The sequence below is a fragment of the Bradyrhizobium macuxiense genome (assembly GCF_001542415.1).
GTDB lineage: Bacteria > Pseudomonadota > Alphaproteobacteria > Rhizobiales > Xanthobacteraceae > Bradyrhizobium > Bradyrhizobium macuxiense.
Map to the genome: position 1 here is coordinate 15,479 of NZ_LNCU01000092.1, position 12,665 is coordinate 28,143.

General features: G+C 63.0%; 9 protein-coding genes and 1 pseudogene. 3 read left to right on the forward strand and 7 right to left on the reverse strand.

Going from position 1 to position 12,665, the window contains the following annotated elements; translation table 11 throughout:
• The 5 genes from AS156_RS41225 to AS156_RS27640 form a co-directional block, all read right to left on the reverse strand.
• The coding region (locus tag AS156_RS41225) for a rhodanese-like domain-containing protein (RefSeq protein WP_245313091.1) at nucleotides 1-234 on the reverse strand (234 nt) is incomplete at its 3' end.
• 119 nt (nucleotides 235-353) lie between these two features.
• On the reverse strand, nucleotides 354-2,279 hold the full coding sequence (locus AS156_RS27625) for a potassium transporter Kup (RefSeq protein ID WP_066511244.1): 1,926 nt from the start codon (nucleotides 2,277-2,279) through the stop codon (nucleotides 354-356).
• A 154-nt stretch (nucleotides 2,280-2,433) separates the two neighbouring features.
• The gene (locus tag AS156_RS27630) at nucleotides 2,434-4,332 is read right to left on the reverse strand and encodes a potassium transporter Kup (protein ID WP_066511246.1); all 1,899 of its coding nucleotides are present in this window, start codon (nucleotides 4,330-4,332) and stop codon (nucleotides 2,434-2,436) included.
• 113 nt (nucleotides 4,333-4,445) lie between these two features.
• Entirely contained in the window at nucleotides 4,446-5,276 is an 831-nt protein-coding gene (locus AS156_RS27635; RefSeq protein ID WP_066511249.1) for an OmpA/MotB family protein, read from the reverse strand.
• 32 nt (nucleotides 5,277-5,308) lie between these two features.
• The gene (locus tag AS156_RS27640) at nucleotides 5,309-6,082 is read right to left on the reverse strand and encodes a motility protein A (RefSeq protein ID WP_066511252.1); all 774 of its coding nucleotides are present in this window, start codon (nucleotides 6,080-6,082) and stop codon (nucleotides 5,309-5,311) included.
• 369 nt (nucleotides 6,083-6,451) lie between these two features.
• Between AS156_RS27640 and AS156_RS27645 the strand changes: the two genes are divergently transcribed.
• The 3 genes from AS156_RS27645 to AS156_RS43750 all read left to right on the forward strand — a co-directional run bounded on the left by AS156_RS27645 (nucleotide 6,452) and on the right by AS156_RS43750 (nucleotide 10,970).
• Nucleotides 6,452-7,432, forward strand: coding sequence for an NADPH:quinone oxidoreductase family protein (locus AS156_RS27645; RefSeq protein WP_066511254.1), 981 nt, complete (start codon nucleotides 6,452-6,454; stop codon nucleotides 7,430-7,432).
• 1,053 nt (nucleotides 7,433-8,485) lie between these two features.
• Complete coding sequence (locus AS156_RS27650; protein ID WP_245313092.1) at nucleotides 8,486-10,540, forward strand: hybrid sensor histidine kinase/response regulator; 2,055 nt, start codon at nucleotides 8,486-8,488, stop codon at nucleotides 10,538-10,540.
• A 235-nt stretch (nucleotides 10,541-10,775) separates the two neighbouring features.
• Nucleotides 10,776-10,970, forward strand: a complete 195-nt coding sequence (locus tag AS156_RS43750; protein ID WP_245313093.1) for a hypothetical protein — start codon at nucleotides 10,776-10,778, stop codon at nucleotides 10,968-10,970.
• A gap of 124 nt (nucleotides 10,971-11,094) precedes the next feature.
• Here the strand turns inward: AS156_RS43750 and AS156_RS27660 are convergent, their stop codons facing one another.
• Both AS156_RS27660 and AS156_RS27665 read right to left on the reverse strand, forming a co-directional pair.
• A complete protein-coding gene (locus tag AS156_RS27660; protein WP_245313094.1) occupies nucleotides 11,095-11,787 on the reverse strand; it encodes a GntR family transcriptional regulator in 693 nt (230 codons plus the stop codon).
• A 122-nt stretch (nucleotides 11,788-11,909) separates the two neighbouring features.
• Nucleotides 11,910-12,655 (reverse strand): annotated as a pseudogene (locus tag AS156_RS27665) (aspartate/glutamate racemase family protein).
• Between the last annotated feature and the right edge of the window lie 10 nt (nucleotides 12,656-12,665).

The window sequence follows — 12,665 nt, forward strand, 5'->3', positions numbered from 1 at the left end:
CAGCGAGGCCGTCACCGAGCGCTTCCCCGAGCGGCAGGCGAACACGACCTGCTTACCCTCAGGATCGGGAATCGCTGCGGGGTCAAACGTCGACAGCGGCACGACAACGCCATCGGGATAAGCCTCGACAGCGACCTCATTGGGCTCGCGGACGTCGACCAGGAGATAGCGGTTTTCGGCTATTCCCTTCGACACCTCGTCCGGAAACAAATCTTGCACCTTGTGGTCCGCCACGGAAAAATCCTCCCGACATCAGATTGGCCAGCTTTACGCCCTCGCCATGCCGGGGCGCAACGTCGCCTCTCGCGCGGAGAAAATCAAGCGCCACAAACGGGTTACGGCCCTGCGCGGAGCTAGATCGTGACCTGCGTGCCGACCTCGACCACCCGCCCCGTGGGAATCTGGAAATAGTCGGTCGCATCGTTGGACGAGCGGCTCAAGGCGATGAACAGAGCATCCTGCCAGCGCGGCATCCCGGAATGGGCCGCCGGCTTCAGCGCGCGGCGCGACAGGAAGAACGAGGTCGACATGATGTCGAACTGCCAGCCGAGCTTGCGGGCGATCGCCAGCGTCTTCGGCACGTTCGGCGATTCCATGAAACCGAACTTCAGGGTCACCTTGGAGAAGGTCTCGCTCAGTTGCTCCATCCGAACGCGCTCGGACGGATCGATGCGCGGCGTCGGCGCGGTCTCGATGGTGAGGATGACGTTCTTCTCATGCAGCACCTTGTAGTGCTTGAGGCTGTGCATCAGCGCGGTCGGCGCGCTGACGGGGTCGCTGGTCAGGAACACCGCGGTGCCGGAAACCCGCTGCGGCGGCCGCTTCTCCAGCATCGCGACGAGATCGGCGAGCGGGAACTCCAGCTTGCGCGACTTCTCGAACAACAGCCGGCTGCCGTGACGCCAAGTGTACATCACAATGATCATGGCGCCGCCGAGCGCAAGCGGCACCCAGCCGCCCTCGAACACCTTCAGGAGGTTGGCGGCAAGGAAGGTCAGATCAAGGAACAGGAACGGCGCGACCAGCGCGGCAGCCGCAATCGGCGACCATCGCCAGACCCGCCAGATCACGACAAAGCCCATCATCGCGGTCACCACCATGGTGCCGGTGACGGAGATGCCGTAGGCCGAGGCAAGCGCGCTCGAGGAGCGGAACATCAGGACCAGCACGATGACCGCGATGAACAGCATGCGGTTGACGCGCGGCATGTAGATCTGCCCGGAATGCGCTTCCGAGGTGTGGCGGATTTCGAAGCGCGGCAGCAGGCCGAGCTGGATCGCCTGCCGCGTCAGCGAATAGGCGCCGGTGATGACGGCCTGGCTCGCGATCACGGTCGCCACGGTCGCCAGCGCAACCATCGGGATCAGCGCCCAGTCCGGGAACATCAGGAAGAACGGGTTCTCGATCCCCTTCGGGTTGCCGATCAGGAGTGCACCCTGCCCCAGATAGTTCAGCGCCAGCGACGGCAGCACGATGAACAGCCATGCGGTCTGGATCGGGCGCTTGCCGAAATGTCCGAGGTCGGCATAGAGCGCCTCGGCGCCGGTCACGGCCAGGAAGACGGCACCGAGCGTGATGAATCCGATCACGCCGTGATGCAGCATGAACGACACCGCGAGAGCCGGATTGAGCGCGTACAGCACCTCGGGATGCCGCACGATCTGCGGCAGCGCTGCAATCGCGATCACTGCGAACCACAGGCACATCACCGGGCCGAAGAACGCCGCGACCCGCGCCGTGCCGCGTGACTGCACCGAGAACAAGAAGGCCAGAATGATCACCGTGATCGGGACGACGTACGGATCGAAGGTCGCGGTGACGAGCTTGATGCCTTCGATCGCCGACAGCACCGAGAGCGCCGGTGTGATGACGGCGTCGCCGTAGAACAATGCGCCGCTGATGATGCCGAGCAGCACGATCGCGGCGGCGCCCTTGGTCGCCGCGCGCTGCGCGAGCGCCATCAGCGCCAGCGTTCCGCCCTCGCCGTTGTTGTCGGCGCGGAGCAGGATCACGACATATTTCAGCGTGACGACGACGATCAGCGCCCACAGGATCAGCGAGATCACGCCGAGGACCGCGTGGGCGGTTACGCCTCCCTCGCCGCCGCTCGCCGCGACGACGGCTTCGCGCAGCGCGTAGAGCGGGCTGGTGCCGATGTCGCCATAGACGACACCGATGCTGCCGAGCATCAGGGCCTTGAAGCCCGCAGTGGAATGCGCTTCGCCATGCCCATTGGCCGCGGGCGTTTCCGCCGCGGTGATCGCACTCTCGGATGACATGGGAAGCTGTGCCTCTACCTTCTACCGCACCGCACAATTACAAAGCGCGGGCTATACTCCCGGCCGGAATGCATAGGTTAGCACGGATTCAGGCCTCGGCTATGCATTTCGCGCATGGATCGGTGCGATTCCATTTCCGATTCCTCTAGTTTGATCAAATAGTTACCTGAGTACCAACTTCAACGACCCGCCCCGTCGGAATCTGGAAATAGTCGGTGGCATCGTTGGCCGAGCGGCTCATCGCGATGAACAGGTGGTCCTGCCACTGCGGCATGCCGGATTGCGCCGACGGCTTCAGCGACCGGCGCGACACGAAGAACGACGTCGCCATGATGTCGAACTGCCAGCCGAGCTTGCGGGCGATCGCCAGCGCCTTCGGCACGTTCGGCGACTCCATGTAGCCGAAGCGCAGCCGGACGGTGGAGAACTTGTCGCTGATCTTCTCCATGTTCACGCGCTCTGACAGATCGACACGCGGCGTCGGCGCCGTCTCGATGGTCAGGATCACATTGTGCTCGTGCAGCACCTTGTTGTGCTTCAGGTTGTGCAGCAGCGCGGTCGGCACGAAGTTCGGATCGCTGGTCAGGAACACCGCCGTGCCCTTGACGATGTGCGGCGGCCGCTTCTCCAGGCTCTGGATCAGATCGCGCAGCGGGACCTCGGTGCGGCGGGTCTTCGCGACCAGAATGGCGGCGCCGCGCAGCCAGGTCCAGATCATCGTCGCCACGACGATGCCGAACAGCAGCGGCACCCAGGCGCCCTCGAGCAGCTTCAGCAGGTTGGCGCTGAAGAAGGTCATGTCGACGATAACGAACGGCAGGATCAATGCCGCCGCCGACGCCGCGCGCCAGTTCCACAATTTCCAGATCACGATGAAACCCATGATGCCGTCGGCGACCATGGTGGTGGAGACTGCGATGCCGTAGGCGGAGGCGAGCCCGCTCGAGGTGCGGAACAGCAGCACCAGCAACAGCACGCCGACCAGCAGCATCCGGTTGACGCGCGGCAGATAGATCTGGCCGGCATGGGTCGCCGAGGTGTAGCGGACCTCGAAGCGCGGCAACAGTCCGAGCTGCACCGCCTGGCCGATCAGCGAATAGGCGCCGGTGATGACCGCCTGGCTCGCGATCACGGTGGCAGCCGTGGCAAGCACGATGAGCGGCAGCAACAGCACATCCGGCGCCATACGGTAGAACGAGTTCTCGATCGCGGACGGATCGCTCAGCACCAGCGCACCCTGCCCGAAATAGTTCAGGAGCAGCGACGGCAGTACGAAGAACAGCCAGCCGGTCTGGATCGGCCTGCGGCCGAAGTGCCCGAGGTCGGCATACAGCGCCTCGCCGCCGGTCACCGCGAGGAACACCGCACCCAGCGTGACTAGGCCGATGGTGCCGTGGGTCAGCATGAACTGGATCGCATAGTACGGATTGATCGCCGCCAGCACCGACGGGTTGTCCGAGATATGCGCCAGCCCCATCACCGCGAGCGTCGCGAACCACACCACCATCACGGGCCCGAAGGCGGACGCGACACGCGCGGTGCCGCTGCTCTGCACCGAGAACAGCACGACGAGGATCAGGATCGTGAGCGGCACCACATAGTGCTCGAGATGCGGCGTAGCGAGCTTGAGGCCTTCGACCGCCGACAGCACGGAGATCGCCGGCGTGATCATGGAATCGCCGATGAACATCGAGGCACCGATCACGCCGAGCACTAGCAGCGGCCAGCTGCGGCGTCCGATCGCGCGCTGGCCGAGCGCCATCAGCGACAGCGTGCCGCCCTCGCCGTTGTTGTCGGCGCGCAGCAGCAGCAGCACGTATTTCGCGGTGACGACGGTGAACAGCGCCCACAGGATCAGCGAGAGCACGCCGAGCACCATGATGCGGGTGACCGGCTGGCCGTGCGCGGCACCGCTGACCGCCTCCCGGAATGCATAGAGCGGCGAAGTTCCGATATCGCCGAACACCACACCGATGCTGCCCAGCGTCAGGGCCCAGAAGCCCGAGGTGAGTTGCCCCTCCTGGGCTTCGGTGGATGAAACGCTTACAGCCATGACGAGGTTGGAACGCTCGATCAGTTGATTTGATCCGCGCGGCTATCGGCGCTTCGGTCCCGCGTGTCAACCAAGCAACACGCCCAGCTTGACGGTAACGGGGTAGCCAACACTTACGGCTTGAGATCCGGCGGCAGCGGCGGATTTTCGCGCATCAACGTGATGGTCACGCGACGGTTCGCAGGCAGCGTGGGATCATCGGGAAACAGCGGCTCGCCGTCAGCCTTGCCGGAAACTGCGAAGACATGGGACGGCGGCAATCCCTCCCGCTCCAGAATCTGACGAACCACATTGGCCCGGTCCGCGGACAGGTCGAAGGCGTCATAGTCGCTCTTCGCCGGCACGAAGCCTGCGGCAGTATGTCCTACGATCGAGATCCTCAGCGGCGTCGCCTTCAGCGGCGCGGCGAGCTTCCGGATCAGCCGGCGGGTGCGGTCATACGGCTCCTTCGAACCGTCGGCGAACATCGAACGGCCGTCCTGATCGACGATCTCGAGGTTGAGCCCCTCCTTCGTCTCCTCGAACATGATGTTCTTGGAGATCTCGGTCAATTCAGGCATGTCCTGCAGCGCCTGCCGGAGCGAGGCGGAGGCGAGCGCGAACTCGCGGTCGATCTTCAGCCGCGCGCCGTTGAGCTGGCTGCGCTCCTTCTCGTCCGGCGTCGGATTGGCGGAGGACTCCTCCGGTGAGATGTGATCTACGTTCTTCAGCTTCGGCCGCGTCGGCAGGCCGTCGGACTCGACGATGCCGGAATAGCGCACATTGGTCTGCACGCCGAAGGCGTCGCGCATCGAGCCGGCGACGATCTTCAGCTTGTTGTTGTCCATGGTGGAGAACGCGACAAGCATCACGAAGAAGCTCATCATCAGTCCCATCAGGTCCGCGAAGGTCACGAACCAGCCGTGACCTCCGGTGTGGGCGTCGCCGCGCTTCTTCTTGGCCATCGCTTCTGTCCCGAGAACGCCGGTCCGAACCGTCAGGCCGGAACGGGCTCACCCTCCTCGTGGCGATGCTTCTCCGGCAGATAGGCCAGCAGCATTTCGCGGACCAGCGCCGGGCTCTTGGAATCGCGGATCATCAGGATGCCGTCGATGATCAGCGTGCGGTTGGTCTCTTCGTCGAGCAGCTTGCCATGCAGCTTGTCAGCGATCGGCAGGCAGAACAGGTTGGCGACCAGCGCGCCGTAGAGAGTCGCAAGCAGCGCGGTCGCCATGAAGGGGCCGAGCTTGGACGGGTCGGTCATGTTGGCGAACATCTGCACCATGCCGATCAGCGTGCCGATCATGCCGAAGGCCGGTGCGCAGTCGCCGATCGCGCGGTAGATCTTGCTGCCTTCGTCGAGATGCATCAGGAAATTGTCGCGGTCGCGTTCCATGTTGTCGCGGATGAACTCGAGGTCGTAACCGTCGGCGACATAACGGATTCCCTTGGCAAGGAACGGCTCGTCGGTCTCGACCTTTTCGAGCCCGACCGGGCCTTGCTTGCGGGCGATCTCGGCGATGCGGGCGAGCTCGTCGACGAGGTCGCGCGCCGACAGCCGACTCATCGTGAAGGCGTATTTGGCGCCGAGCGGCAGGCCGTGCAGCATCACGCCGAGCGGAAAGCGAATCATCGTCGCCGCGATCGAGCCACCGAATATGATGATCATGGCATGTTCGGAAATGAACATGTGCAGGTCGCCGCCCAACAGCATCATCACCGAAATGACGATGATGCCAGCCAAGAGCCCGGCGCCTGTCATGATATCCATGGGAGACTCCAACGCGTACGCAATCCCCGCCCGTCCTGGACGGCGCGCGGCCCAGGGCGGGCCACGCGGCAAAACCCTAGCGTTAATGCCATTAAGGACGCGTTACCGAATTTGGTAGGGATAACAACGGGTAAACGCCCCTCTCCGCACGATGTCGTTGAAGATGCTGGCATTCCACACACAGCGGCGACAAAAGCCCTCCCCGTAGAACAACGGACGTGAGATAGCTTTTCGGCCTGAAGCGTTTTCGAGCGAAGTGGATTCCGCTTTGCGTGAAGTGTAGGCATCAGAACAAGAAGCGAGAGCCCCGGTCCGATCCCATCGGAACGGGAATGGCTCGAGAGGAAGCGAACAAGCGAGAAAGACAACATGAAGGCGGTCGTCGTCGAGCAGTATGCGCCCATCGATCAGATCGGGCTGAAGGAAATTGCGATGCCCGAGGTTGGACCGGGCCAGCTCCGGATCCGGGTGCAGGCCGCGAGCATCGGCTTCGTCGATGGATTGAAGGTCGAGGGCCGCTACCAGACCAAGGATGCCCTGCCGTTCACCCCGGGTGCGGAATTCGCCGGCGTGATCGATAAGGTCGCCAATGATGTCACTGGCTTCGCGCCGGGCATGCGGGTGATGGGCGCGGCGCGTTCGGGCGCATTGGCCGAGCATATCGTCGTAACGGCCGCCGCGGTCGAGGTCATGCCCGACGGGCTGTCGATGGAGGCCGGCGCGGCCTTCCGCACCAACTATCTGACCGCGCTCTACGCACTCGGCGAGCGCGGCCGACTGCGCGCCGGCGAGCAGCTGCTCGTGCTCGGTGCGGCCGGCGGCACCGGCGTCGCCGCGATCCAGATCGGCAAGCTGCTCGGCGCGCGTGTCATCGCCGCCGCCTCCACCGAGGAGAAGCGCAGCTTCGCCGCAAGCTTCGGCGCCGACGCTGTCATCGACTACACCAGGCCCGACTGGCGCGACGCGCTGAAGGACGCCACCGGCGGTCATGGCGCCGACGTGATCTTCGATCCGGTCGGCGGCGAGGTGTCGGTGCAGGCCTTCCGCTCGATCGCGTGGAACGGCCGCCATCTCGTGGTCGGCTTTGCCGCCGGCCAGATCCCGGCCCTGCCCTTCAACCTGCCGCTCCTGAAGGGCGGCATCCTCATCGGCGTCGATGCCGCCCAGATCGCGCGCCGCGAACCGGACGCACAGACGCGCGTGATGGCGCAATTGTCGGCCTGGCTGAACGACGGCAAGCTCACGCCTGTCGTCGGCAAGGTGTTCGCGCTCGACGATTTTCGTGCGGCGTTCAAGACCATGCAGACGCGCGCGGCGCTGGGCAAGATGGTGGTGAAGATCGGAACGTGAGGGAGCACCGCCGTTGCTCCCTCCGTCGTCCCTGCGCATCCCCATCCACAACTGTCACCACCCGCGCATGCGGGTGATCCAGTGTTCCAGAGAGGCCGATGCTTGAAGTTGATTTGCGCCACTCTCACAACATCGTCGTCCCTGCGAAAGCAGGGGCCCATACTCCGCGGCGGATGTTGTAGGCGGGATTCGTCGTTCCGGTATCGCACAACAATTGCCATTTGTGGTTATGGGTCCCTGCTCCCGTGCGCAATTGCGCACTAGGCAGGGACGACAGCGAGTGTGTGGCGCAGCTTGTCAGTTATACATCCGCATTCTCGCGGCGCGTTGCGTCCGAGCTTTGCATTTCGTTTCGCCCTCTCCTCAAGCAGAGGGCGCAGGGAAAGCCGGGTGCCGATCGCACCCATGGGTCCCGTGCAAAATGGAAAGCACGGGAGGTAGGACCACAGGTGTAACCGGAGCAATCCGGCTTTCCCTGCGCGATGGTTTACGGCTTATACGCGCTCTCCCCGGCGAGACTGGGCTTGTTTGTCACCGTCATCAGCAAGAGGATTGCCCCAAACTGATAAGACACCTGCCACTAGGGCGTCAGGCCTGCACGACTTCGCCGTCCGCATCAGTCACGCTCGTCAGTCGTGACATCAGCGTCCACCGCATCTCACCGCAACACCCGTGACGATCGCGACGCGCCCCTCAATCGGGTGAGACGCGCCATTCATACACCGAATCTCACTTCCGAAAAACAGAAATATTTGTTACATCACGGCTTGACAGGTTTTCGCTGAGTTGCCCGTCGTCGGGCAAGCGCGAAATGGGCCGTTTCACTCGCGGGTGGCGGCTCCACGACCTCCGCTACCATCAATCTCCACGGCGGCACTCCATGACGGAGCCCACCAAGGGTTTCGATATCCAGATCGAGATTGAAAAAACGAACGAAGACGCGGCATTCGATGCAGCGAAATCCCGATAGTCCATCCGCCACCATTGGTGCACTGCACGAGATGCAATTCATCCTCCTGCAATGCAAAGACATCCTGTTGGTTCCTAATTGGCATGCCGCCGCCGCAGGAACGAGTTCAATTTGCTGAAGTTATCGGTTGGGTTATGCGAATTGCACAGGTCGGTCTTCTCGGGCATTGTTTTCGAATGCATTCAAGCACAGCGGGCGTCACCGACAGTCAGCGGCTTCAACTGCTCATCGATGCGATCATCGACTACGCGATTTATTTGGTTGAACCGGACGGCACGATCGCGAGCTGGAATTCCGGCGCGGTCCGGCTGACGGGATATGGCACCGACGAGGTCATCGGACGTCCCCTCTCGATGTTCTACAGCGCGGAGGATCAGGCCGCCGAACTGCCGCGGAAGGCGTTGGCGCTCGCCGCTGAGCGGGGACGCTTTACCTCGGAAGGCTGGCGCGTCCGCAAGGATGGAAGCCGTTTCTGGGCGAGCGTAGTCATCGACGCCATTAGGAATCAGAATGGTTCACTGGTCGGATTCGCCAAGGTCACGCGCGACATCACCGAGCATCAGAAAACCAGCCGGGCTCTCGTCGAGAGCGAGCAGCGCTATCGCCAGCTGCTCGAAGCGGTCGTTGACTATGCCATTTTCCAGCTCGATGCGACCGGCGTCGTCGTCACCTGGAACGCCGGCGCCGAGCGGATCAAGGGTTGCGCGCCGGAAGAGATCATCGGCCAGCACTTCTCGCGGTTCTACACAGAGGAGGATCGCGCAAATCGAGTGCCTCACCGCGCCCTCGAGGAAGCAACACAAAGCGGCCGATTCGAGGCCGAGGGATGGCGTGTCCGCAAGGACGGCTCGAAGTTCTGGGCCTCAGTGGTTATCGACAGGATCGTGGACGAGAGCGGAGCACTGATCGGGTTTGCCAAGGTCACCCGCGACATCAGTGAGCGCCGGAACGCGCAGGAAGCGCTGGCCAAGATGCAGGACCAGCTGCTCGCCTCGCAAAAGCTCGAAGCGGTCGGACAACTCAGCGGAGGCGTCGCGCACGATTTCAACAACCTGCTAATGATCGTGATCGGCAACCTTGAAACGATGGAGCGACATGGCAGACAGCTTGCCGCCAATGTCAACTTTCAGCGCGCGTTATCCCACGCCAAACGCGGCGCACAACGCGCTGCAAGCCTGACCAGACGCCTGCTCGCCTTCTCACGGCGACAGGCCCTTGCCCCCAAGCCGATCGACCTGAACAATTTCCTCAACGGGCTGCAGGACTTTCTGCAACGGACTCTCGGCGAGCGCGTCGAGGTTCAAACCGTCGGCAGCGCCGGGCTTTGGCAGATCGAAGTGGACTCGAACCATCTGGAGTCTGCCATCCTCAACCTCGCGATCAACGCTCGCGACGCGATGCCGGAAGGCGGCAAACTGACCATCGAGGCGGTGAACGTGTACGCTGACCGTGAGTACTGCTCGCGAAATCCTGAACTCAGTCCGGGCCAGTATGCGGTGATCAGCGTAACGGACACGGGCCTCGGCATGAGCCCAGACACACTGAGCCACGCCTTCGAGCCGTTCTTCACCACCAAGGAGACCGGACAGGGTACCGGTCTCGGCCTCAGCCAGGTATACGGCTTCGTGAAGCAATCGGGTGGCCACATCAAAATCTACAGCGAGCTCGATTACGGCACCAACATCAAGATGTATTTCCCTCGCTACCATGGCACTGCCACCGAGCAGGACGAGATCAACGAGCCGGTCGCCGGGGCTGAATCAAACAAGGTCGAAACGATCCTGGTCGTGGAAGATGACGAGGATCTCCGCATCTATGTCACCGAGCTGCTGCGCGAGCTGAATTACCGCGTCCTGACGGCCGCGAGCGCACAGGCCGCACTGACGATTCTATTGCAGGAGCAGCCGCATATCGACCTCGTCCTCACCGACGTGGTGATGCCGGGCATAAACGGTCGCGAGCTCGGGAAACGAGCTACAGAGATGAGGCCTGGACTGAAGATCCTCTACATGACCGGCTATTCGCACAACGCCGTCATACATCATGGCAGGCTTGATCTGGGCGTCGACCTCCTGGAGAAGCCGGTTTCGCAAGCCAAGCTTGCGCAAAGGGTTCGGGACATGCTCGACCGCCGTTGAAGCGCTGGGATACCAGATATCTCTTAGGTTTCGGGATGTCAGACATTGTCGTAAGTTATTGTCGCGGGCGCCGCAGCACCGCTGGTTGTGGCGCCTATCGTAGATCGCGGCGTCCTTCGCATTGTAGTTGCATGGCACAAACTGCATATTCGGCATCGGATAACTCGGCTCTGCTACCACCATCGGGGCCGCCGCGATGATTTGCGAGAAAGCGATCTGGTACGTTTCATTCGCGTTGCGCAATCCCGACGCAGGGCATCAACGCGCCCCACGGCAGACTCGCACATTTACAAGCGAGCATGATGCCAAAGTCTTCGCGAGCAGCCTGCTCGATCAAACGGAAGACGTCAGCGCCGGGACGATCAACCCGCACCAGCCAAGACGCGTGATCGCGCCGGCGGCGATCCAGAGCTGGGTCGGCGACATCTAGAGCATGATCCGGAAAAGTGTGAAGCGGTTTTTCCTCGCGACAAACGCGGAACGCGTTTGCGAGGTGATCATGCTCAAACAAGGAGCTAAAGCGCGATGACGATTCATCCCAATCTCATCGCGCTTTATGGTGAGGACGCGGTCCGCGCTGCCGGCATGTAGATCTGCGCGTAGCCTTCCTTGATCGCCGAGGTGATGCGGTCGAGACGGCGATCGATATGTTTCTCGAGGACGGTCACGCACCTCTCCTCATCGCGCGCCTTCAGGCCTTCGACGACGGCACGATGCTCGGCCTGGGTGTTGGAGCGGTTGATCCGGTCCATGTCGATCCAGCGCACGAAACGGATCCGCGCGTTGACGTTGCGCAATACGCGCAGCATCTCGGCGTTGTTCGACATCCCCATCAACCGCTCGTGAAAGGTCTCGTCGAGCTCGACCAGTTCGAGCGAGGAGCGCTCGCCGGGATCCGGGCCGGTGGCCTGGAGGAACGCCAGCAGCGCATCGATGTCCTCATCCCTGGCGCGCTTGATCGCGAGACGAACCGAGGCGATCTCCAGCGATTTGCGCAGCTCGTAGAGATCGAAGATCTCATGCGCGTCGAGCTCGCGACAGAAGAAGCCTTTGCCCGGGGTGAAGCGCAGGAAGCCCTCGGTGTTCAGCCGGTTCAGCGCCTCGCGCAGCGGCGTGCGGCTGACGCCGAGGCGCTTCGCGAGCTCGCCCTCGTTCAGCCGCTCGCCGGGCTTGAACTCGTAGCTGATGGCCATCGCCTTGAGCTGCTCGTAGACGCGGTCGACGATGCTGTCTGAGCTGATGTCCACGGGAGCCTTCATGGTTGAATGGAATCTCGAACGCAGTGAGATAATACCGGCGCGACCCAAGCCAAGGCAACGCCAACGGCGTGCTCAAAGCTGTTGTTCGACCGGTTTCGCACCATGCTCGGTCATCCGAAGGCACGCGGCCGCAGGCCGGCGTGAAACCAGGTGATCATGGAATAGATGTCATAGACCGGCAGGCCGACCTCCGCCTGCAACGCGGCGGCGTAAGGCGGCATGTTGGTGCATTCCAGCACGATCGCGCCGACCTCGGGGTGGCGCGCCACCAGCTCCTTGCCGGCCTCGACGACATCGCGTTCGGCCTGCACCACGTCCATGTCGTCCTTTTCGGCCTTGATCAGGACGCGGAAGAATTCCTTGCCGTTCTCGGTCCCGACCAGCGGCGTATCGAGCGGCACGCCGGCGCCCTCGAGATGGGCCGCCGACAGCGTCGAACCGGAGACCGTGACGAGGCCGACGCGCTTGCCCGGCGGCAAGGTCGCCTGCACCCACGGCACCTGCATCAGCGACGAGGTCGCAACCGGCACGCCGACGGCAGCCGCGAGCTCCTTCTGGAACAGCGCCAGGAAGCCGCAATTGGTGGTGATGGCTTCGGCGCCGAGCCGCACCAGATCCTTTGCCGCGTCGATGAAATCAGGCAGCAGGCCGGCCGCGCCCTTCAGCACCACCTTCTCCGGCGAAGCGCCGCTGACGACACGATACAGCACCGGGAACGGCCAGGTGGTGCCATTGCCCATGTCGCCGGGAATGCGCGGGAAGCGCGCCTCGAGCATCAGGATGCCGAGCGGCGCGCCATAGAGCGCCTTGCCGCCGCGGGCGCGATACGGGAGGAGGAATTCGCTGGATACGTCATGGCATCGACA